At 71.9% G+C, this 21710-nt stretch carries 15 protein-coding genes and 2 pseudogenes; 8 read left to right on the forward strand and 9 right to left on the reverse strand.

Annotated elements, in window-relative coordinates:
* Positions 1-161: 161 nt before the first annotated feature.
* Positions 162-4437: pseudogene (locus ACTG9Q_RS15145) on the forward strand (type I polyketide synthase); the annotation flags it as partial.
* Between the two features lie 428 nt (positions 4438-4865).
* A pseudogene (locus ACTG9Q_RS15150) lies at positions 4866-5435 on the forward strand (alpha/beta fold hydrolase); the annotation flags it as partial.
* Positions 5436-6015: 580 nt separating this feature from the next.
* Here the strand turns inward: ACTG9Q_RS15150 and ACTG9Q_RS15155 are convergent.
* The 7 genes from ACTG9Q_RS15155 to ACTG9Q_RS15185 all read right to left on the reverse strand — a co-directional run bounded on the left by ACTG9Q_RS15155 (position 6016) and on the right by ACTG9Q_RS15185 (position 11568).
* Positions 6016-6579, reverse strand: coding sequence for a DUF4232 domain-containing protein (locus tag ACTG9Q_RS15155; RefSeq protein ID WP_455573402.1), 564 nt, complete (start codon positions 6577-6579; stop codon positions 6016-6018).
* A gap of 25 nt (positions 6580-6604) precedes the next feature.
* Positions 6605-7531, reverse strand: a complete 927-nt coding sequence (locus ACTG9Q_RS15160) for an AAA family ATPase (protein ID WP_455573403.1) — start codon at positions 7529-7531, stop codon at positions 6605-6607.
* A 185-nt stretch (positions 7532-7716) separates the two neighbouring features.
* Positions 7717-8973 (reverse strand): styrene monooxygenase/indole monooxygenase family protein, encoded by a 1257-nt coding sequence (locus tag ACTG9Q_RS15165; RefSeq protein ID WP_455573404.1) that lies wholly within the window; start codon positions 8971-8973, stop codon positions 7717-7719.
* A gap of 32 nt (positions 8974-9005) precedes the next feature.
* On the reverse strand, positions 9006-9596 hold the full coding sequence (locus ACTG9Q_RS15170) for a GTP-binding protein (protein WP_455573405.1): 591 nt from the start codon (positions 9594-9596) through the stop codon (positions 9006-9008).
* Positions 9577-9912 (reverse strand): DUF742 domain-containing protein, encoded by a 336-nt coding sequence (locus tag ACTG9Q_RS15175; protein WP_455573406.1) that lies wholly within the window; start codon positions 9910-9912, stop codon positions 9577-9579. Before ACTG9Q_RS15175 ends, ACTG9Q_RS15170 begins: the two co-directional genes overlap by 20 nt.
* Positions 9913-9995: 83 nt before the next feature.
* On the reverse strand, positions 9996-10427 hold the full coding sequence (locus tag ACTG9Q_RS15180; RefSeq protein ID WP_455573407.1) for a roadblock/LC7 domain-containing protein: 432 nt from the start codon (positions 10425-10427) through the stop codon (positions 9996-9998).
* Positions 10420-11568, reverse strand: a complete 1149-nt coding sequence (locus tag ACTG9Q_RS15185) for a sensor histidine kinase (protein ID WP_455573408.1) — start codon at positions 11566-11568, stop codon at positions 10420-10422. Before ACTG9Q_RS15185 ends, ACTG9Q_RS15180 begins: the two co-directional genes overlap by 8 nt.
* Before the next feature lie 448 nt (positions 11569-12016).
* Between ACTG9Q_RS15185 and ACTG9Q_RS15190 the strand changes: the two genes are divergently transcribed.
* From ACTG9Q_RS15190 to ACTG9Q_RS15205, 4 genes are all read left to right on the forward strand, one after another.
* Complete coding sequence (locus ACTG9Q_RS15190; RefSeq protein WP_455573409.1) at positions 12017-12613, forward strand: DUF4328 domain-containing protein; 597 nt, start codon at positions 12017-12019, stop codon at positions 12611-12613.
* Positions 12614-12721: 108 nt separating this feature from the next.
* Positions 12722-13387, forward strand: a complete 666-nt coding sequence (locus ACTG9Q_RS15195) for a hypothetical protein (RefSeq protein WP_455573410.1) — start codon at positions 12722-12724, stop codon at positions 13385-13387.
* Positions 13351-14547: a hypothetical protein gene (locus tag ACTG9Q_RS15200; RefSeq protein WP_455573411.1), complete on the forward strand. Its 1197-nt coding sequence runs from the start codon at positions 13351-13353 to the stop codon at positions 14545-14547. The genes ACTG9Q_RS15195 and ACTG9Q_RS15200 overlap by 37 nt, the downstream gene beginning before the upstream one ends.
* Positions 14544-14756 (forward strand): hypothetical protein, encoded by a 213-nt coding sequence (locus ACTG9Q_RS15205; RefSeq protein WP_455573412.1) that lies wholly within the window; start codon positions 14544-14546, stop codon positions 14754-14756. The genes ACTG9Q_RS15200 and ACTG9Q_RS15205 overlap by 4 nt, the downstream gene beginning before the upstream one ends.
* Before the next feature lie 501 nt (positions 14757-15257).
* On the opposite strand, the gene ACTG9Q_RS15210 is transcribed toward ACTG9Q_RS15205, so the two are convergent.
* Complete coding sequence (locus ACTG9Q_RS15210) at positions 15258-16673, reverse strand: S8 family peptidase (protein ID WP_455573413.1); 1416 nt, start codon at positions 16671-16673, stop codon at positions 15258-15260.
* A gap of 362 nt (positions 16674-17035) precedes the next feature.
* On the opposite strand from ACTG9Q_RS15210, the gene ACTG9Q_RS15215 reads away from it, so the two are divergent.
* Positions 17036-18217, forward strand: a complete 1182-nt coding sequence (locus ACTG9Q_RS15215) for an MFS transporter (RefSeq protein WP_455573414.1) — start codon at positions 17036-17038, stop codon at positions 18215-18217.
* Positions 18218-18280: 63 nt separating this feature from the next.
* Here the strand turns inward: ACTG9Q_RS15215 and ACTG9Q_RS15220 are convergent, their stop codons facing one another.
* Positions 18281-19447: a hypothetical protein gene (locus tag ACTG9Q_RS15220; RefSeq protein ID WP_455573415.1), complete on the reverse strand. Its 1167-nt coding sequence runs from the start codon at positions 19445-19447 to the stop codon at positions 18281-18283.
* Between the two features lie 204 nt (positions 19448-19651).
* Between ACTG9Q_RS15220 and ACTG9Q_RS15225 the strand changes: the two genes are divergently transcribed.
* The gene (locus ACTG9Q_RS15225; protein ID WP_455573416.1) at positions 19652-21382 is read left to right on the forward strand and encodes a protein kinase domain-containing protein; all 1731 of its coding nucleotides are present in this window, start codon (positions 19652-19654) and stop codon (positions 21380-21382) included.
* The last annotated feature ends 328 nt before the right edge of the window (positions 21383-21710 follow it).

A 21710-nucleotide genomic window follows, 5' to 3' on the forward strand; every position in this document is an offset into this window, starting at 1 on the left:
TGCTTGTGGAGGATTGCCCGCCGTGATCGGATGGTATGGGGGGATTTGGTCGCTCGAACGAGTGGTTGAAGATCAAAATGGGCGCGTGTACGCTGCTGGGGCGACGATGTCTTGGGCATTTCGCGTCTGTTCCGGGGGAATCGGCCCACTGGGGGGCTTCGATGCACTTATCGCGCTCGCGCGCGCGTTCTGAACCGGTCGCCGTTGTCGGCATGGCTTGTCGGTTGCCTGGCGGGGAGGAGGTAGGGGGGTTTTGGCGGCTGCTGCGGGCGGGTGGGCACGCGGTGTCCGAGGTGCCGCCTGAGCGGCGGGATGTCGAGTTTGCCCCACGTGCGCGGTTTGCCGCGTTGTTGGAGGACGTGGCGGGGTTCGACGCCGGGTTCTTCGGGATGTCGCCGCGGGAGGCGGCCGCGGCGGACCCGCAGCAGCGGTTGGCGCTGGAGTTGGTGTGGGCGGCGCTGGAGGACGCGCGGGTGGTGCCGGGTGACCTGCGGGATTCGCCCACGGGGGTTTTCCTGGGGGCCATTTCCGACGAGTACTCGGCATTGCTGCGTGACGGTGGCGCCGAGGTCGACCGGCATTTCTTCACCGGTGGGCAGCGGGGGCTGATCGCCAACCGGGTGTCGTACTTCCTCGGGTTGCGCGGGCCCAGTCTGACGGTGGACTCCGCGCAGTCGTCCTCGCTGGTCGCGGTGCACCTGGCGGTGGAGAGCCTGCGCCGGGGTGAGACCGGGGTGGCCTTGGCGGGCGGGGTGAGCCTGGCGCTGTCGGCATCGGGGGCGGTGGTGGCCGACCGGTTCGGGGGGCTGTCCCCGGACGGGCGCTGCCACACCTTCGACGCCCGCGCCAACGGGTACGTGCGGGGCGAGGGCGGCGGGGTCGTCGTGCTCAAGGCGCTGGACCGGGCGCTGGCCGACGGCGACCGGGTGCTGGCGGTGATCCGCGGCGGGGCGATGAACAACGACGGCGGCGGCGACGGGCTGACGGTGCCGCACCAGGCCGCGCAGGAAGAAGTGTTGCGCGCGGCCTACCGGGACGCGGGTGTCGACCCGGCGCAGGTCCAGCACGTCGAGCTGCACGGCACCGGCACCCCGGTCGGCGACCCGATCGAGGCCGCCGCGCTGGGCGTGGTGCTCGGCGCGGCGCGGGCCACGGACGACCCGCTGCCGGTCGGGTCGGCGAAGACGAACGTGGGGCACACCGAGGGCGCGGCCGGGATCGTCGGGCTGATCAAGGCGGTGCTGGCGATCCGGCACCGGGAGCTGCCCGCCAGCCTCAACTTCGAGGAGCCGAACCCGGACATCCCGCTGGAGCGGTTGCGGCTGCGGGTGCCCACCCGGCTCGGTGGGTGGCCGCACCCGGACCGGCCGCTGGTGGCGGGGGTCAGCTCGTTCGGCGTGGGTGGCACCAACTGCCACCTCGTGCTCAGCGAGCCGCCTGCCGTGGAACCTTCCCCGGTACGGGGGCAGGGAGTGTTGTCCGGTGGTGTCCTGCGGGGCCAGGCCGCGGTGTTGCGTGAGCATGTGACCGACGAGAGTGCTGTGGAACCGTCCCCGGCGCAAGGTCCGGGGTCTTTGTCCGGTCGCGATGATGCCGCCCTGCCGGATCAGGCCACGGTGTTGCGTGAGCGTCTGATCGACGAGGGTGTCGTGGAGCCGTCCCCGGCGCGGGGTCCAGTGCCGTGGGTGTTGTCCGGTCGCGATGACGCTGCCCTGCGGGACCAGGCCGCGGCGCTGCGCGCGCACTTGACCGACGAGCGGGCCGTGGACGTCGGACACACCCTGGCCACGGCCCGGACCCGGTTCGACCGGCGGGCCGTGCTGGTCGGCGACCGGGCGGAGTTGCTGACGGCGTTGGACGCCCTCGCCGGGGGTGTGCCCGCGGCCGCGCTCGCGCAGGGCTCGGCCGGTCGGGTCCGGCGCGGGCCGGTCCTGGTGTTCCCCGGCCAGGGCGCGCAGTGGGCGGGCATGGCGGTCGAGTTGTTGGCGGACCCGGTGTTCGCCGCGCGGATGGCCGAGTGCGCCGAGGCGCTGGCGCCACACGTTGACTGGTCGCTGCTCGACGTGCTCGGCGACGCGGAGGCGTTGGGGCGCGTCGACGTCGTGCAGCCCGCGCTGTGGGCGGTGATGGTGTCGCTGGCCGAGGTGTGGCGGGCGCACGGTGTCGACCCGGCGGGGGTGGTCGGGCACTCGCAGGGGGAGATCGCGGCGGTGTGCGTCGCCGGTGGGCTGAGCCTGGCGGACGCGGCGCTGGTGGTGGCCCGGCGCAGTGCGGCGCTGGTGGAGCTGGCGGGCCTGGGGGCGATGGTCTCGATCCCGCTGCCGCCCGCCGAGGCGGCGCGGTGGCTGGCCGGGCGGGACGGGGTGTCGATCGCCGCGGTGAACGGGCCGTCGGCGGTCGTGGTGTCGGGACTGGTCGAGGCCGTGGACGCGCTGGTGGTCGACCTCGTCGCCGCGGGGGTGCGGGCCCGGCGGGTGGCGGTCGACTACGCGTCGCACTCGGTGCACGTGGAGTCGATCCGCGAACGGCTGCTCGCCGATCTGGCCCCGATCGTGCCGCGCAGCGGTGCGGTGCCGTTCCACTCCACCGTGACCGGCCGTGTGCTGGACACCGCCGAGCTGGACGCCGAGTACTGGTACCGGAACCTGCGCCAGACCGTCCACTTCGGTCCCGTGGTGCGGACTCTGCTGGCCACGGCGGCGTTCATCGAGGTCAGCCCGCACCCGGTGCTGACGGCGGCGGTGCAGGCCACCGCGGAGGACGCCGGTGTGGTCGCGCCCGCGGTGGCCACGCTGCGCCGCGACGACGGCGGCCCGGCCCGGATGCTGCTGGCCCTGGGCGAGGCGCACGTCGCGGGGGTCGACGTCGACTGGACCCCGGCGCTGTCCGGTGGCCGCCCGGTCGACTTGCCCACCTACCGCTTCCAGCGCACCCGGCACTGGGCGCTCGGCGCACCGGGATCGGAGCCGGTCGAGCCCCGGGGCGCGCTGTCCGGCAGGCTCGACCTGCCCGGACCGCCCGCTGAGCCAGAGATCCCGACCCCCGGTTCCGCCGAGCCGGATCTGCTGCGGCTGGTCCGCGCGCACGCGGCGGTGCTCCTCGGGCACCCGGGTCCGGCCGCGGTCGACCCGGGACTGCCGTTCCGCGACCTGGGTTTCGACTCCGCCGCCGGAGTCGACCTGCGGACCCGGCTGGCGGGCGCGCTCGACCGGGCCCTGCCCACCACGCTGCTGTTCGACCACCCGACCCCCGCCGCCGTCGCCCGGTTCCTGGCCGGTGCCGCGCCCGCCGCAGTCGAACCCGGGACCGCGACCGACGAACCGATCGCCATTGTGGGGATGGGGTGCAGGCTGCCCGGCGGCGTCGGGTCGCCCGAGGAGCTGTGGCGGCTGCTGGTCGACGGCGGCGACGCGATCTCCGGGTTCCCGGCCGACCGCGGCTGGGACCTGGCCGCGCTCGGCGCCGACGTGCCCCGGCACGGGGGTTTCCTGGCGGGCGCGGGGGACTTCGACGCGGAGTTCTTCGGGATCAGCCCGCGTGAGGCGTTGGCGATGGACCCGCAGCAGCGGCTGTTGTTGGAGACGTCGTGGGAGGCGTTCGAGCGGGCCGGGATCGACCCGGCCACCGTGCGCGGCTCCGACACCGGGGTGTTCGTCGGCGCGATGGACCAGGACTACGGGCCCCGCCTGCACGACGCCCCGGCCGACCTGGAGGGCCACCTGCTGACCGGCAACACGGGCAGCGTGGTCAGCGGCAGGCTCGCGTACACCTTCGGCCTGGTCGGGCCGACGCTCACGGTCGACACCGGGTGCTCGTCGTCCCTGGTGGCGCTGCACCTGGCCGGGCAGGCGCTGGCGCGCGGGGAGTGCTCGCTGGCGCTGGTCGCCGGGGTGACGGTGATGGCGACCCCGGGGCCGTTCGTGGAGTTCAGCCGCCAGCGCGGCCTGGCCCGCGACGGGCGGTGCAAGTCGTTCGCCGATGGGGCCGACGGCACCGGCTGGTCCGAGGGCGTCGGGGTCCTGCTGGTGGAGCGCCTGTCGGACGCGCGCCGACGAGGGCACACCGTGCTGGCGCTGGTGCGCGGGACGGCGGGTGAACTCCGACGGGGCGTCCAACGGGCTGACGGCGCCGAACGGCCCGTCGCAGCAGCGGGTGATCCGCGCGGCGCTGGCCGCTGCCGGGCTGCGACCGTCCGATGTGGACGCGGTGGAGGCACACGGCACCGGGACGGTGCTGGGCGACCCGATCGAGGCGCAGGCGCTGCTGGCCACCTACGGCCAGGACCGGGAGACCCCGCTGTGGCTGGGGTCGCTCAAGTCGAACATCGGGCACACCCAGGCGGCGGCGGGGGTGGCCGGGATCATCAAGGTGGTGCAGGCCATGCGCCACGCCACCCTGCCGCGCACCCTGCACGCGGACACCCCCTCCACCAACGTCGGTCGGTCCGTTGCCTGGTGCGTCAACCGCCCAGCTTGCGTCCGAGGACATGGCTGGTCGGCCGTCCGGTGTGCCAGCCGCCCAGCCTGCGCCCGAGGGGATGGCTGGCTTGTCGCACGGCGCCGATCGCTCGGCCTGCGTCCGAGAACGTGGCCGGACGGACGCCCAGTGCGTCGTCCGCCCGGCCTGCGTCTGGGGAGGTGGCCGGGCGGCGGCCTGGTGTGCCGACCGTCCGGCCCGCGCTTGAGGGGATGGCCGGGCTGTACGCCCAAGCCGTGCGCCGGGACCGGGTACCGGAGTTCCTGGCGGTTCTCGAGGCGGCGGCCGCCTTCCAGGAGTCGTTCACCGGCATCGGCGACCTGCCGGAGATCCCGCGCACCACCCGGCTCGCCCGTGCCGCGAGCAGCGACAACGTCCACCTGGTGTGCGTGCCCTCCTACGCCGGGATGTCCGGCCCGCACCAGTACGCCCGCTGGTCGGTCGCCCTCGGCGGCCACCACGACGTGCACGTCCTGCACCAGCCCGGCTTCCGCCCCGGCGAACCCCTGCCCACCACCGCGGCCGCCGTGGTGGACGTGCACGTCGAGGCCATCGCCACGCATTTGGACACCGACGACCCGCTGGTGCTCGTCGGCTACTCCGGCGGCGGCCTGGTCGCCCGCGCTGTCGCCACGGCCCTCGCCGCGGCGGGCACCCCGGCGGCGGGCCTGGTGCTCATCGACACCTACCCGCCGGAGCAGGCCGGAGCCCTCGCCCAGTTCGACACCATCCTCCACCGGGCCCTGCTGACCCGCCTGGAAACCCACGCGTCCGCCTGGGGCGACAACTGGCCCGCCGCCATGTCCCGCTACGCCGCCCTCGACTGGACCCCGGCCCCCCTCACCGCCCCGACCCTGCTGCTCACCGCAACACCCCACTCGCCGACCCCGCCGGCCCCTGGCAGCCCACCTGCCCCGGCGCCGACGAGATCAGCGTCCCCGGCACCCACTTCACCCTGATGGAGGACAACGCCCCGACCACCGCCGCCGCGACCCTGGCCTGGCTGGCCGGACACTGACCCGGGAACGGCGGCGAGCGGTCGGCATCTCGTCGCCACCAGCGAGACATTCCCCAGGCTGGTGGAATGGGTGGGATCTGCGCGGGCTCGTCGCGAAGTACGGCGTGCCGAGCGCACAGGTCGCCGTGCTGGCCAACGGAGAGATCCAGGACGAGGCCGCGGGCGTGCTGAGCTTGCACACCCGAGTTGAGATCACGACCGACTAGGTGTTTGAGTTCGTCCGCTCACACCTCGCCGACCGCACGCTCGCGGCACTGCGCGAACCCCACTCGCTAGCTGGCGACAGGGGAATGGAACGTGAGCAGGAAGTCTCGGATGCCCCGCACCGATCCGCGCCGCCGTGGCCACGCCTGCGCGCCGGATGTCGTCGCGGTACCCAGAACCGGAGGACGCACATGATCACCAAGACACGGCCGCGTCACCTCGTCGGAGAGGAAGCATGATCCGCCGCACGAGAACCGCTATCGGCGTTCTCGCCTCGGATGTCGGGCAGTCGCCGATCGACACTTGCCCGACGCCGATCAGGGACGGACAGCCCAGGGGTTCACCGCCAGTCGTCCCGTGGTGCCGAGGTCGATCCCGCCACCGGGTGCCACGATCTGCGGCGATTCCCCAGGCATCGGGGCGATTCCCAGGTAGTGGCCTTCCGTGGCGGGCACCGTCGGGTCGGTGACCGTGTTGCGCCACAGCACTCGTGCCGTCGCGTGCTCGCCAGGCCGCAGCGTCACCGGGCGGGGCGGCACGTCATAGCTGTCGGGCGAGCTGACCGGCGCTGAGCCGTTCCCCACGGTGACATCGAGCGGCTGCCGGTCCGCGTCCAGCACCTGGACGGCCGGGTAGCCGTTGACGGTGTAGTCGTCCGTGCCGCAGTTGGTCACGAGGATACCGAGCGCTCGCAGCCCCATGGCACTGTCCACTTCGCCCACGCTGATCACGGCCCCCGATTCCGGGCAGTCCGTGGCTGTGCTGGTCGGAGGTGGCGCGGGCGGAGGGGGAACCGGCGCGGGGCCTGCGCAGCCCGCGAGCACGGCGGTCCCGCAGAGCAGCAGGCCCAAGCGGCGGAGGGTGGTGGCTTTCGCGTTCATCAGACCGAGCATTCCAGACCGACGGTCAGCCGTGGTCGACGAGGGTGGCGGGGATGTCGGTGGCGTCGTAGAGGTACCAGCGGTCGAAGCGCGCTTTGCGGTCCTCGAAGACCCGGCGGTTGACGCTGGTGTAGTCCGGGTCCGCGGCGCTCTGGATGTACGAGGCCAGTACGTGGCGGCCTTCGCACCGGTCGCCGTTGCGGTACTTCTCGTAGCCCTGGCGGTGGCGCTGGTCGACGCGCCGGAGGCTGACGTCGATCGGCACGTCCAGGAACAGCGCGGTGAACCGGTCGTAGCCCTCGTCGCGCAGTCGGTCGACCCGCCGGTCCACCGACTCGCGGGAACTCATGGTGGTGTCCCAGATGACGTTCTTGTGGTCCCGGACGGCCAGCCCGGCGACCAGGTCGGCGATCGCCGAAGCCTCCTTCTGGACCAGTTCCGAGCCCTCCAGCGGCGCGATCCCGTCGATCAGCGGGACCAGGCCGTGCTCGCACAGCTTCTCCTTGGCATCGTCGGCGTTGAGCACCAGGTACCGGGAGGGCTCCACGTCGGGGTTCTGGTGCAGCGCCGTGGTCTTGCCCGCTCCCGGCAGACCTCCGGTGAACAGCGCCTCACCCTCGTTGGGCACCCACGCGCCCCGCGCGTACAGCTCGGCGGCGATCCGGCGCTGCTTCGCCGCGCGCTCGGGGAGCCAGCGGACGCCGTCCCCGTTGACGGTGTGCGTGACGGAGGTGGCCCTGCCCTGCGCGAGCGCCTCGGCGACCTTGGCGTCGACCTCCTGGACGTGGGCGGCCCACTGCTCGTCGGTCAGCGGCTCCAGCGTGCCGGGCCCACCGGCCGACGCGGTCACCGGCGCGGTGACCAGCGAGACCATCACCAGCACCGCGACCACGAGCCGCGACCACCATGGACGCTTGGGCGTCCCCGACGCGACCATCTCCGCTCGGCGCATCCTGTCCCCTCCGGACGTCACGGGACACCACCGCGGGCGTCCTCTAGACGCAGAGTCGTCGCACCACAGGGATTCGGCCAGCCGGTCTGCCCGACACCACCCAGGCAGGTGGTGCCGGGCCGGACCCGAACTACCGCCGACTCCCTGATCCGACAGTCGGAGGCGACCCACATCCGGTCAGAGGGTCACCCGCCGGAACCCGGGCCGACCGAGACCAGGTAGCGGTCGGCCAGTTCCGGGTCGAAGAACCAGTGCTGGAGGTCCGCGGGGTCGGCGAAGGCGTTGACGAACCGCGTGGCCACCGCCGGGACCTCGGCCGCCGTGCCGAATATGCGCATGATGTGCTCGGGCGGCGGCTGGAGCATGGCGTTGGTCCAGAGCGTGGCGTGGCGGGCGTGCTCCCAGTACGACTCGAAGGCGCCGGTCATCCACTCCTCGTCGAAGGGCCGGTCGCCGCGCGCCCTGATGCTGTCCAAATAGGACGCCGCGCACTTGGCGGCGTTGTTCGAGCCCTGACCGGTGATCGGGTCGTTGGCGACCACCACGTCCGCCATGCCGAGCACCCGGCCGCCCGAGGGCAGCCTGCCCACCGGCTTGCGCACCACCGGCGGGTAGGAGCCGGTCAGCGTGGCCCGCGCGTCGGTCAGCTCGACCGAACCGCAGCGCTCGTACTCCCACGGCATGAACTCGCGCATCAGGCGCAGCGTCCGGTCGAGGTGCTCGGCCGGGTCCGGCCGGTCGTCCCAGCAGTCCAGGGGCCCGCCGGGGAGTCCTTCGTAGAACAGGATGTCGCACGGCCCGCTGAAGGTGTAGCCGGGGATGACGAACAGCTCGCCGACGCCCGGCACGGCGTTGAACCGCACCGCGCGCACGTCCGGGTGCTCGGGGCGGGGCGCCATGCCGTGCACGTAGGCCACGGACAGGACGCGCTGGGGCGTCCGGTACGGGGACCGCTCGGCGTCGCGGTCGAACAGCTGCACCAGCTCGCCCTTGCCCGCCGCCACCACGACCAGGTCGTACAGGCTGGTCAGGGAGTCCAGGTCCGCGGTGGTCACGCCGTGGTAGACGACCTTGCCGCCGCGGTCCTCCAGCAGTTCCAGCCAGCCCGCCATCTTCACGCGCTGGTCGACCGACTGCGCGACCTCGTCGAGCAGCCCCAACCAGTCGAGCGCGCGCTGGACGCCGCCACCCTCGGCGGGCACGCCCACCGACAGGCCGAGGCCCCGCACGTCCGGCGTCTGCTCCTCCCACAGGTTCAGGCCGAGGTCCCGCTCGTGCTGGAGCGCGGGGCCGAACATGCACTGCGTGGACATCACGCGCCCGCCGCGGATCTCCTCCGGTGTCCGCGCGGACATCACCGTGACGTCGTACCCCCCGTCCACCAACCCGAGCGCCAGTTGCAGGCCCGCCTGGCCCGCGCCGACGATCAGCACCTTCCGCATTACCGCCACCTCTTCCACCGCAGGGCGTCCGCTCACACCGGCCCGAAGGACAGGCTCAGATCCATCGCGTAGGAGACCAGGGCTCTCAGCGCCGCGCCCACCGAGGCACGGTCCCGCGCGTCGCAGGTGACCAGGGGGACGTCCGGTGAGAGCGCGAGCGCGTCGCGCACCTCCTCCAGGTCATGCGCGAGCAGCCCGTCGAACATGTTCACCACGACGACGAACGGCAGGTCCGAGTCGTTCTCGAAGTAGTTGATGGCCGCGAACGACTCGGCGAGGCGGCGGGTGTCGACCAGCACGACCGCGCCCAGCGCTCCGCGCGAGAGGTCGTCCCACATGAACCAGAAGCGCGGCTGGCCCGGCGTGCCGAACAGGTACAGCACCAGGTCGTCGCTCAGCGTCAGCCTGCCGAAGTCCATCGCGACCGTCGTCGTGGTCTTGTCGCCCTCCGGGTCGACGGGGTCCACGCCCTCGGCGGCCTCGGTCATCCACGCCTCGGTGTTGATGGGCGGCACCTCGGACACCGAGCCCACGAACGTCGTCTTGCCGACCCCGAAGCCACCGGCGACCACGATCTTCGCCGAGATCGTCAACGGCGCGGCGTCAAACGCCCTTGAGCCCATCCAGAATCCTCTCCAGGAGGTGCACGTCGTACTGGCAGTCGGAACCGGTCGGGTGGATGAACACCATCTCCTGGGCCGCGAGGTCGCTGAGCAGCACGCGGATGACGCCCAGCGGGATGTCCAGGTGCGCCGAGAGCTCGGCCACCGACGTGCGCTGCCGCGCCCGCTCGTAGAGCGCCTGCGCCTCCGGCATGAGCTGGGCGCTGGCCTGCGGGTCGTAGTGGGGCACCGACACCAGGGTCTCCACCAGCAGCAGGTGGCGGGGCCGGGTGCGGCCGCGGGTGATGGCGTACGGGCGGACCCTGGTGCTGCGCATGGCACTGGTCGGCACGGCACTGGGCCAAGGGTTCGGGGGTGTCACAGCGCTGGGGGTCACTGCGGGTCGTTCTCCTTCGGCGGTCACGTGCCCGGGCGCCGCGCGGTGACGGTGCGGCGCATGTCGGCCCGCAACTGCGGCGTGAGCGCGTGCCCGGCGTTGTCGACGAACTTGGTCATCTCGTAGCCGATGACCTTCATGTCGCACGCAGGCGAGGTCAGCACGCCGAGGCCCGCGCCCTCACCGATGTCCATGAACAGGAAGTACCCGCCGCTGAGGCGGACGACGATCTGCTCGCACGTGCCCTTGTCGAACACGGCGGCGGCGTTGCGCGCCAGGCTGAGCATGCCGCTGGAAATCGCCGCGAGCTGCTCGGCTGCATCCACCTCGACGGTGTCCGACGCCACCAGCGGCAGCCCGTCGGAGGACAGGATCAGCGCGTGCGTGACGCCGTGCACCCGTCTGGTGAAGTCGTTGATCAGCCAGCTGAAGTCCGGCGCGGCCTGGTCAGTCATCACTCAGGTGGTCCTCGCGGTCGTCGGCGGGGAGGGTGCCGCGGGCGGCCTGCTCGCCCGCGTCGAAGTCCGCCAGGTCGGCGAAGAACCGATCGCCGCCCTCCGGTTCGCGGCGCTCGGGCTGCGCCGCGGCGGGCGCCGCGCCACCGCGCAGGCTGGTCGGCACGCGGCGCGGCAGGCCGCTCGACGTCACGCCGCCGTCGCCTTGCGGCGCCGGGCGCCGGGGCGCCTCCACGCGCGGACGGGACGGGGTGGCGGCCCGCGGCGCGGGGGCACGCCGTGCGGGGGTCGCGGTGCGCGGTGCGGGGGTCGTGCGGACGAACGACACCTGCGGCGCCTCGCGCACCAGCTCGGCGGGCAGCAGCACCGACGCGGTCGTGCCGTGCGGTGACCGGCGGCCCAGCCACACGCGCACGTCGTGCTTCTCCGCCAGCCGCCGCACCACCGCGAGCCCCATGTGCTCGATGGCGGCGCTGTCGAGGGCGGGCGCGGCGGACAGCTCGGCGTTCAGCCCGGCCATCCGCTCGGGCGGCAGGCCGATGCCCGCGTCCTCCACGCGCAGCAGGATGCTGCCGTTCTCGGTGATGTGGGCGCTGACCGTGACCGTGGAGTTGGGCGGCGACTGGGCGGTGGCGTTGTCGAGCAGCTCGGTGAGCAGGCGGCTGATGTCGTCGGCGGCGAAGCCGACCACCGCCAGCTGCGCCACCCGGCCGACCTCCACGCGCGGGTAGTGCTCGATCGCGGAGATCGCGGCGCGAATGACGTCAACCAGCGACGCGGTCTCCTCCGCGGCGGCACCCGCGTCCTGACCGGCGAGGACGCGCAGGTTCTCCGCGTTGCGGCGCAGCCGCGTGGCCAGGTGGTCGAGCCGGTAGAGCTGGGCCAGCGCGTCGGGGTCCTGCTCCTCGGCCTCCATCCGCTCCAGTTCCGCGAGCAGCGAGTCCACGAGGTTCAGGTCCCGCAACGCGATCCCGGCGCACACCCCCGCGAGCACGTCGTCACGGGGCCTGTCGGCCGAGGTCGGCGCGGCGAGGGGGACTGGCGCGGTGCGGGGTTCGAGGAAGTCGGCGACGGTGCCCCGCGCCTGGTCCAGCAGTGATCTGGCACCCTGCCTGCGGTACTGGTCGAGCAGCGACCGCATTCGGCTTACCATACGTGCTCCGCTTGGACGTCGTCGGTCAACACCGCGTCAACCTTAGTCACGCGGAGGTCACGGTCAAGACGGAGGGTAGCCACACCCCTCCGCTCGGCCACCGAAAGTGATCTCATTCCCACCCAACACCGCTGGTCGGACAGCGTGTCGTGATCGACTGGAACTCCCGAAACACGATCGTGGCCACCACAGCCTGACGACCGCCCGTTCCTCCCGTGCCGCCGCGCAAGTCAGCGAGACCGCTGGTCGGAAGGCCACCCACGTGCGGCGATGGCCACGCCCCGGCCCAAGACCACCCGTTCGGCGCTCTCACGTCACCCGGAGCGGAGGCGACAGGGGGGTAAGGGAGGGGATTCACGTGATGGACAGGTGCGCGACGTGTGGGGTCGTCAAGGGGCAGGCGGTGCGGGGGTGTCCTGGCTGCAACGCGGCGTTGATGCCAAGGCCGCTGCCGAAGTCGATCAGGGAGCTGGGCCTGTGGTTGTCGGGGCTGCTGGTGTTGACGGCGGTGGTCATGGGTCTGTGGGTGTTGGTGCCCGCCGCGGACGCGGCCGTGCCGCTGTTGGTGCCGGGCTGCATGGTGCTGACCGTGGTGTGGCTACACCGGGCCCGGTCGAACGTCGAGGGGTTGGGAGGGCAGCGGCGGCACAGGGCGTGGGTGATCTGGGGGTGGCTGTGCCCGGTGGTGAACCTGTGGTTCCCGTTGCAGGTCGTGGGGGACGTGGCGCGGGTCGACCGGCACGACGAGGGGGCCGCGGGTGCCGCCTTCCTCCGGTATGGGTGGTGGGCGTGCTGGGTGTTGGCCTGGGTGACCGGTTTCACCTGGTCGCGGGTGGTGCACCTGGTGCCCGGTGGCGGGGCCGTGGAGCGCACCCAGTTCCACTTCGCCCTCGGCGGCAGCCTGCCCGGCAAGGTGCTCGCCGCGGTGGCCGGTGTCCTGCTGGCCTTGGTGGTCCATGACATCTCGACCCGGCAGGAGAAGCGCCTGCGCGCGCCGTCCCACTCGGACTCCGCGGTCGCGGGTCCTCAGTGAGCACCAAGCGAGGCCAAGCGCCAGGAACCACCGTCCGCTGTATGCCGTATCGGAGAACGTGAAACCAGCAAAGAACAGATTCGCGAGCCCGCCGTTCCCGAAACGCGTGTGGATGATCCTGCTGTCGGCCGCTTCGTGCTCTCGGGCTTCGCACTCCCCGGGTTGGCGACCGCGGATCCCGGGACCGCCGAACGACCCGCGGCCTTATGGCCGTGCTTAAACGATTCCGACCGCGGCCTCAGGATCGCCTTCTACGCGACCACCTATGACGGAATACCCGGTTCGGACTACGACTTCTACCTCGGCAAGAACTGCAATGTCGACGTTAATGGGGAATTCAACGTCCGGATCCGGCACTGGGGGTTCCCCAACGTTGTCGACAAGGTGATTTACATTTCGCCGCGCGAGGTGATCCAGATTGGATTCAAGCCCGCCTCGCAGACCCAGCAGCACCCGAACGCGTTTACGCGGTCACAAGGGCTGCCCTCGCGGGCTGCCAGCACCAGCCCCGACCACCCGCTTCCGCCGCCGCCGATGGAGTTCACCGGCCCCTTCCCGCTCGACCCGGTGCCTCCCTGCCCGTCCTGGTGCCCGAGGCCCCGTGGTGTGGGCCGCAGACCGTCACCGCCACCGGCAACCGTCGCGGTGGAGCGACACCGCGGCAGCGAGGACACCGTCCCGCTCGCGGGCGCCGAGTTCGACCTGATGTACCTGGACGCCGACGCAGGGTGCAGCCCGTGCGGACCGGCCCGGGGGACACCGGGGAGGAGGTGACCGGCCACCTGGACGAGCAGGGCCGGTTCACCGCCACCTTCGTCTACCCGAACCGGTACGACCTGCCCGACGGCACACCGTGGGAGGGCTGTGCGCCCGCGGCCGGCGGCACGCGGTTCGCCGGTGAGCACGCGTGCGAGGCCGGGCACATCCGGGTCCGGGTGTACCCCGCCACGGTCAACGACTCGATCCTGGTGCTCGATGTCGGGCAGGATGACTTGACCCCTGCCGCCGAGGTGGGCATCGGGCAGTTCTTCACCGGCACCACCGAGGGGAGCAGGACCGTGGCCGAAAGCGCCACCGCCTACGCCTTCGGGGGCGCTGTGGCGGTGGACCGGATCGCCGACGGCCGTCTCGGCCCGGTGCGCATCCAACTGGACCACAGGTTCTCCCACTACGACCCGGACACGGAGACGATCCACTTGGAGCCGGATGAGGCGCCGCTGTCCACGACGAAGCACGAGGTGGCCCACCGACTGCACCACTCCCTGATCGGGGACGAGCACTTCAGTGGCTCCGATTGCCCTGGGGAAGGGCACAGCTTCACCGAACCGTCGACCCCGCGGTGCGCCTTCGACGAGGGCTTCGCGAACTTCATCGCCGCGGTCGCGGAGAACCTGCCAGGGGAGTGGAGCAGGCCCCGCGCCACCGTCAATTACGGGTACCTCGAGGTCGAGCAGTGCGGCATCTCCGATGACGCCGGGCCTTTCCGGGCGTGCAAACCGGGGCACTCGGTCGAGGGCCACGTCACCGCCGCCTTCTGGGACCTGTACGACAGCACGCCCAGCGAGAGTTTCGATGGGTTCACCGACCACTCCCGGCACGCGTTGGCCAGCATCTACGACGTGATCGAGGAGGTACCGCTGGATTTCGCCACCTTCTGGAGCCTGTGGCGCTTCGACGACCCCGCGCGGGAAGCGGAGTCGTCCACGGTGTTCGGCAACCAGCAGGTGCGCCACGGGGTCGTGTACGCCACTCCCGGGAACGCGACCGGGAAGGGCTGGGCGGAAACGCAGTGCTGGCCGTGCCGGGGCGGGAAGGCGCTCGGCTACACGCCCTCCGCGGGCTCGGCGAACCCCTCGGTGACCTGGCCGCTGTCCCGGGCCTTCCGGGACGACACGCGCAGGTTCCATGTGTGGATCAACGTGCCCCCGGCGTGAACCGCGATTCGAGTGCGACGTACGAGATCACCACCGCAGCGGGGCCACAGCGGTACACCGTGGACCAGAACAGCCAAACCGGGTGGACGAAGCTGACACCCCAGTCGGTCGAGCTCACCAACGCGAGTGTGCTCACGCTGCTCTCCGGCGATCCGACCGCCCCTCGGGCCTTGGTGGCCGACGGTGTGCTCTTGGTCCCCTTCGATTGACCTGGTGACCTCCCGCGGGTGAATCCCGCTCGCGGGAGGTCGCGCCGCGCGCGCACCCCTTGCAGACAGACCGTCGATGCAGGAGTGGGCGCATGTGCGGTTGTTGGCAACCACCGTGTCGATGTCATAGTGAACGGCAACTGCGGCAATGCCTGAGGCGCCGTGGCAGCAGAGTACGGCGGCACGAGACTCAAGCTACGGAATGTTGACGAGGCTGCCTCGGTGCCGCTCTCGGCAGATTGGAGGCCCGGGTGGCCTTCGCCGCGCTGCTCCACCAGTTCCCGAGTGTCGCGCTGTCCGTGCCCAGGAGCGACCTGACCCACCGCCGAAGCCTCGTCTGCCTGCCGCTGACGCTCGGTTGAGCAACGGGCGTCGGCTCCACCTCCAGTGCGGGACGGTGGAGCCGACGTGGCCGGGAGCGGCTGCGCTACCCCGTGATTCGTTGGCTCGGTCCGGTTGTCGTCGAACTGGGCAGACCTGGACGGGCTCCCGGCCTCGACCTCACCCGCAGAGCACGCTCCGCTTGTCGAAGTCCTGCTTGCCGTTGGCGTCGGTCACCCTGATCTGAAAGCTCTTCGACGTGGTGAAGCCGGGCGCGCAACTGTCGGTGACCGAGGTGCGGTCGTCCCACTCGGGGACGTGCACCCCGTTCCGGTACCAGCGGAACCTGAGTGGCGCGACCCCACTGGCCGCCACGCCGGAGCACGTCACCTGGGCGGTGCTCTTCGCGCAGACGATGTTGCTGATCACCGGCCCCATCACCGTGTTCAGGAGGAGGTTGGGCGAGTTGGTGCCCGGGTTGACGATCCGGTCCCGCGCCGCGTCCTCGATGATGTTCGCGGCGACCCAGGCCGGGATGCCGTTGGGGTGCTTCGAGAGAAGCAGCGCCGCGGCGCCCGCCACGTGCGGTGCGGCGAGGGACGTGCCGCTCGTGGTCTTCTCGGCGACGTCGGACTGGTGCCCGGCGGTGACGATGTCCAGACCGGGGGCGAACAGGTCCATGCACCTCCCGTGGTTCGAGAAGTCGGCACGGTGGTCGGTGATGGTGCTGGCTCCCACCGTCAGCGCCTGCTCCACCCGAGCGGGGGAACGGTTGCACGAGGTCCCACCGTAGTTGCCTGCCGCGACCACGTAGGTCACGCCCGCGTTGATCGACCCACGGACCGCCGCGTCCATCGCTTCGGAGTCAGGGCTGGAGAGGCTCATGTTGGCGACGGCGGGCTTGACGTGGTTGGCGGTCACCCAGTCCACTCCCTGGATGACGTCGGAGTTCTTGCCCGTCCCGGTGCAGGGGAGCACCTTGACCGCGACCAGCCGCACGCCCTTGGCCACGCCGTACTGGCTTCCACCCACCGTTCCCGCGACATTCGTGCCGTGGCCGTTGCAGTCGTCGGCCACGTTGTCGTCGTTGACGGTGTCCCGGCCGTACCGGGCCCGGCCGCCGAAGTCCGCGTGGGTGATGCGGATACCGGTATCGAGGATGTACGCGGTGACGTTGCTCGCCGTCGCGTCGTAGCCGTACCTGCCGTTCAGCCGTTGGTCCACCTGGTCGACCCGGTCGAGCCCCCATGACGGCGGGTAGACCTGGTCCGCGAGCTCGACCACGCTGTCCTGCTCGACATGGGAAACTTGTGGATCAGCGGCGAGTAGACGGGCCTGCTCCTCGGTCATCTCGATCGCGAAGCCGCGCAGCGCGGACCGATAGGTGTGCGTTACCGCGCCCCGGTGCCTGCCTGCCAGGGACTGAGCGGTCGAATCCACGGCCGCGGTCGATGGCGATCCTTTGAGGACAACGATGTAGCTGCCCGGAACGGCGTTCGGCGCGCCTGCTCCGAGGATCGTTCCCTCGGCGGCACCCGCGACCGGGGGGACGCCGCTGATCGAGGCCAGCGCGGCCAGCGCGAGTACCGCGCCCACGCTGCCGGTCCGTCGTCCACGCGCCGGTGTCCGAACGGACCGCCCGTACCGCGCAGTGGAAATTCGTGTTCGTGACATACACAAGACTCCGATTCGAATCGGGAGAGAACGCGGTCGTACTTGCTGATACGACCGCTTCTCGACAGCGGTTCCGCACGGTGACCAGCCGAACTCAGGGCTTCCGCATACCGGCGGCGCCCCCCCAAAAAGCCGAAAACCGGAAGACGTCGCGGACCGCAATGTCTACTTCGGACTCGCTTGTGCCGCCACTCGCACGCCGCCATCCCGCTCGTGGAACCGGGGGCGGGTTCGGGGCGTAGGACGTAGCGGAGAGCTGCCGCCGCGATGAGGAGGTCAAACCGGTGAGAACGAGCCCATACCTCGCCGTGCTGCGGACGCCCCGCGTGCGGTCGATCAGCCTGGTCGTCCTGGCGGCACGTCTGCCCACGCTGGCGGCGAGCATGACGATCACCTTGCACGTGGTGCTCGGACTGGAGCGCGGATACGGCGCGGCGGGACTGGCGGCGGGGGTGTGCGCCGTCGGCACCGCTGTCGGCTCCCCGTTGATGGGTCGCGTCGTCGATGGCCGCGGACTGCGGGTGATGCTGCTGGTGTCCACCGCGGGCGGGGGCGTGTTCTGGTTCTCGGCGCCGCTGCTGCCGTACCCGGCCCTGCTGCTCGCGTGCTTCTTCGCGGGTCTGACCATGCTCCCGGTATCGATGTTGGGCAGGCAGGTCGTGACCGCCGTCGTGCCCCCGGCCCTGCGGCGCACCGCCTTGGCGATGGACTCGATGTCCATCGAGCTGGTCTTCATGGTGGCTCCCGCCGTCGCCATCTACCTGACGTCGCGCCACTCCAGCCAAGCGGCGATGTGGACGGTCGGAGTGGCCATGCTGCTGTCGGGCGCCGCGCTGTACGCCATGAACCCGCCGATCCGGCCGGAGCACGAGGGGAGTGGTGCGAAACCACCCAGGCGGGAGTGGCTTGACAGGCGGTTGACAGGCGCCTTGGTGTGCGCGGGCGGCGCCGCCTTCGTCATCTCCGGCATGGAGGTCGCGTTGATCGCCAACATGACCGCGCTCGGGCTGACCACGTGGATCGGCCTGGTGATCGTGGTGATGTGCCTCGCCTCCCTGGTCGGGGGGTTCGTGTACGGCGGGCTCAAGCGGGTTCCACCGCTGTGGGCGCTGATGGGTGCCATGGGGTTGCTCACCATGCCGGTCGGCCTGCTCGGCGGCTCTCCGTGGCTGCTGGCGGTGGCGCTCATCCCGAGCAGCCTGCTCTGCGCGCCGACCATCACCAGCGCGAGCGAGGACGTCACGCGGCTCACGCCCGCCGCCGCGCGTGGAGAGGCGATGGGCCTGCAGGGGTCGGCGTTCACCCTGGGCGCGATGCTCGGCGCCCCGCTGGCGGGCGTGATCGTCGACCACGCCTCGCCCGCTATGGCCTACCTGGTCGCCGGGTTGGGCGCGGCGGTGATCGCCGCGGTGGCCGCGCGGACTTCGGCCCCCCGCACCCCTGCCGCGATCGGCGGTGCCCGTTGATGCCTTGGGCGGTGTTCCAGGTATGGGGCACGGCATGGCCGCGCCCCATACCTGGAACACGACCTAGCGGGTGAGCAGTGCCGCGTCGTAGAGGGGGAGGCTCTTGGTGATGTCGACGTACCAGACCTGGTAGGAGCCCGTCGGGTTCGAGCCCGGGCAGCGGGTCTGGTCGTCGTTGCCCGCCACGATGGTGCCGCGGGCGTCCACCTTGTGGTCGGCGCGGAAGCTGATCACCGGTCCGCCGCTGTCGCCGGGGGCGGCGGCGCACTGGCGGGTGTTGTGCTCGGCGGCCACCACCGGCCCGACCTGGTAGCCGATGTCGATGACCTTGTCGATGCCGGTGACCAGGATGTCGCAGTGCAGGCCGCTGCTGGCCCCTGATGTGCAGATCCTGTTCCCGGGGTAGCTCGCCTGCTTCCCGCCGACGTCGCTCCAGCGGGCGCTGGTCCAGTCGCCGATGAAGACCTTGCCCTGGGCGGGCGCGTGGATGAGCAGGGTGTCCCGCGCGTTGTTGTCACCGCTCACCTGGCCCATGGGGTCGCCGTCGCCGTCGATCGCGGTCTGGCCGTTGGCCCCGCAGTGCCCGGCGCTGAGGACTTTGGTGGTGCCCTTGTGGACCACGCCGAAACCGGTGGAGCAGCCCCCGCGGCCGATGCGCCACCGGCCACCGCCCCAGTACGGGCTGGAGTCCGCCTGCCTGCCGACGAACGGCTTGGGTGACACCCCTGGTGTGATGGTGACCGGCACGGCGCCGACCGTCGTCGCGGCGGCGGAGGCGCCCTCGGCGAGCCCGGCGACGAGGCCGCTGCCGTCGGCCGCGGGACCGATCGAGGTGAAGGACTTGGACTTGGCCGCCCGCGCGGTCGCGGCGAGCAGTTCGTCCCGGGTGAAGCGCGCTGGGGTGATGTCGACCGGGATGTCCGCGGGCGCCTGGGCAGCAAGCGCGCGCAGCGCCGTGGGGGCCGATCCCTTCCAGAACACGCGCAGCCTGCGTGCGCCCGGATCGGCGATCACGCCCGAGTATCCGGGTTCGGTCAGCGACTCAACCCGCGCGGCCAGTGAGTTCATCCGCGTCTGGTAGGTCCACAACTGCTCAGCGGTCGCGAATCCGCCCGGCTGGGCGTCCTCCGCCACGACTGAGTGCGCGTGCGCGGGGACGATCGCGAGGCCCGCCGCTGCGAGCGCCGCCGCGCCGCCTGCGAAGATCCGGCGCAAAGTGATGGCTGTCAATGGGCACCTGCCGTCGTGTCCGCCTGCTCTGGGCAGGGATTGCTGGTGCCAGGCAATACGGCGATCGGCGTCGGCGTGGTTCATCCGTCCTTTATGGCTCATCCCCGCGCCCGCAGGCCGGGAACCGGCAGCAGGCGGCGCGGCGTACGTGTCGCGAGTACGCGCCACACGTCCCGACGGGACGCGGGCATCGATCGCGGGCGGATGAGCAGGGTGACGGTGGAGTCGGTGGTAGGCGGGTATCGGATCCTCGACAAGGTCGGGCAGGGCGGGTTCGGCACGGTGTGGCGGGCCCGGTCGCCCCAGGGCGAGCCGGTGGCCGTGAAGATGCTCCACCCGCAGTTCGTCGAGGACGCCGAGCAGGTGGCCCGGCTGGTGGGCGAGTTCATGCTGATGACCCGCCTGCGGCATCCCAACATCGTGCGCTCCCGAGCACTGGTCACCCACGGCACCGCGCCGGTGCTGGTGATGGAGTACGTGGCGGGCGCCACCCTCGCCGAGGTGCTGCGGGCGCGCGCCCGGTTGTCGATCGCGGAGACGGCGGATCTCGCCCGCCAGATGGCCTCGGCGCTGCACCTGGCCCATTCCGCCGGTGTGGTGCACCGCGACGTCAAACCCGCGAACATCCTCCTGCAGCCGAGCGCGGGCGCCGTGGTGCCCAAGCTGGTCGACTTCGGCATCGCCCTGCTCACCGGCGGTGCCCGCCACACCCTCTCCGGTCACATCGTGGGCACGCCCAGCTACGTGGCGCCGGAGGTGATCCGCGGCGAGGACCCGTCGTCCGCGACCGATGTGTACGCGCTGGGCCTGCTCATCCACGAGTGCGCCACGGGGACGCGCGTCTTCGGCGACGGCAGCCCGGCCGCTCTGCTGGACCGCCACCTGAACACGGTGCCCGCGCTTCCCGTCGACTGGCCGGACCCGCTGCGCGCGCTGGTAGCGGCCTGCCTGCACAAGGACCCGGCGGCCCGACCAACCGCCGGGGACATCGTCGCGGCCCTCAGCCGTGAGGGCGGCCCGGCCCAGTCCACCACCCTGCTGGCCACGGCGGGGGATCTCGGCCCTCCGACCGCGGCGCTGCCGGTCCTGGCTCCGGGCCGCCGTGTGGAGCACCCGCTCACCGCGTCTTTCTCCCTCCCGGACCAGGCCACCGCCCGGGTCGCGCCGCGCGAGCGGAGGAAGGGGCCCGGCCCGGCGATCCCCGCGCTCCTCGCGGGCTTGGTGCTGGTCGGCGCGGTTCTGATCGCCGTGGTGATGGGGAGCAGGCCGGACCCCGCCATAGCCGACGCGCCACGGCCCGAGACTTCCAGCGCTCCCGCCACCGGCGGGACCACCGACCAGGGGGCCACGGTGCCGACTTCCGAGCCCACCGAGGCTCCCCTTGTCACCGGGCCGGTCACCGGATCTCCCACCCGGCCCGGTCAGCCCGCGCCGGGGACGACGCAGAGCGCGGTCGACTCTCCCAGCACTCCCGGCGGGCAGCCCGACGACCGGGGAACGGTCGTCGTCCCGCCGCCCGCGGCACCGACCACCACCCGCGGCCCGGTCGTACCGCCGCCCAGGCAGCCAACCAGCGCGGTCAACGACACCGACGTCCCCATCGCCGACGGGTCGAGTCGGGTGGCGTCCTCGCGCGTGACCCTCGCGGCCTCGGGCACCCGGGTCGGAGATCCCGGGGTGGAGGTCGTCGTGGACATCCGCGTGGTGCACGCCAACCGCGGCGACCTCAGCGTCGTCGTGGTGGCCCCGAACGGCCGCAGGCACAGCGTGCTGGCGCCCAACCCCCGCGACCACCGCAGTGACTACTCGGTGCGCCTCACCCTCACCGACGCGTTCCCCGCGGGCACCCCCGTCGACGGGAGCTGGCGCCTCGACGTCAACGACCGGGTCGCGGGCGGCACTGGCCGGATTGACCGCTGGGCCGTTACCGCATAAGGGAGAGCAGCGACAGCAGCGGGTGTTGGGTGAATCCCCGACATCCGCTGCGGAGCGCGGAACCCCCAGCGCTGCTCGGAACCGGGCTGCCCGTTCTTCTCGCGCGATCCCGAACTCGGAGGTGTGATCGGGATTTCACCTGTGTGGAGCGCGTTCGTCACGGGAAAGCGAGGTGGGGCGGCGCGCCCTGGAGCGGGCGCGGGGCCCTTGCGGCCGAATGGGTGAAACCCGAAACCCCGGCTGTGACAGATGGATGGAAACTGTCCATCAGGCCCGGGGTTGACAGTGGGGGAGTCCAAGTACCGAGTCGAGGGCGGGTGCGCCGCGG

The organism is Actinokineospora lacus, assembly GCF_053813445.1.

Excerpts from the sequence above, each read along its gene's own strand:
- ACTG9Q_RS15155 (WP_455573402.1), bottom strand. The coding sequence starts at position 6,579 with ATGAACGCGAAAGCCACCACCCTCCGCCGCTTGGGCCTGCTGCTCTGC.
- ACTG9Q_RS15225 (WP_455573416.1), top strand. The coding sequence starts at position 19,652 with ATGAGCAGGGTGACGGTGGAGTCGGTGGTAGGCGGGTATCGGATCCTC.
- ACTG9Q_RS15180 (WP_455573407.1), bottom strand. The coding sequence starts at position 10,427 with ATGACTGACCAGGCCGCGCCGGACTTCAGCTGGCTGATCAACGACTTC.
- ACTG9Q_RS15190 (WP_455573409.1), top strand. The coding sequence starts at position 12,017 with ATGCCAAGGCCGCTGCCGAAGTCGATCAGGGAGCTGGGCCTGTGGTTG.
- ACTG9Q_RS15160 (WP_455573403.1), bottom strand. The coding sequence starts at position 7,531 with ATGCGCCGAGCGGAGATGGTCGCGTCGGGGACGCCCAAGCGTCCATGG.
- ACTG9Q_RS15175 (WP_455573406.1), bottom strand. The coding sequence starts at position 9,912 with ATGCGCAGCACCAGGGTCCGCCCGTACGCCATCACCCGCGGCCGCACC.
- ACTG9Q_RS15185 (WP_455573408.1), bottom strand. The coding sequence starts at position 11,568 with ATGCGGTCGCTGCTCGACCAGTACCGCAGGCAGGGTGCCAGATCACTG.
- ACTG9Q_RS15170 (WP_455573405.1), bottom strand. The coding sequence starts at position 9,596 with ATGGGCTCAAGGGCGTTTGACGCCGCGCCGTTGACGATCTCGGCGAAG.
- ACTG9Q_RS15165 (WP_455573404.1), bottom strand. The coding sequence starts at position 8,973 with ATGCGGAAGGTGCTGATCGTCGGCGCGGGCCAGGCGGGCCTGCAACTG.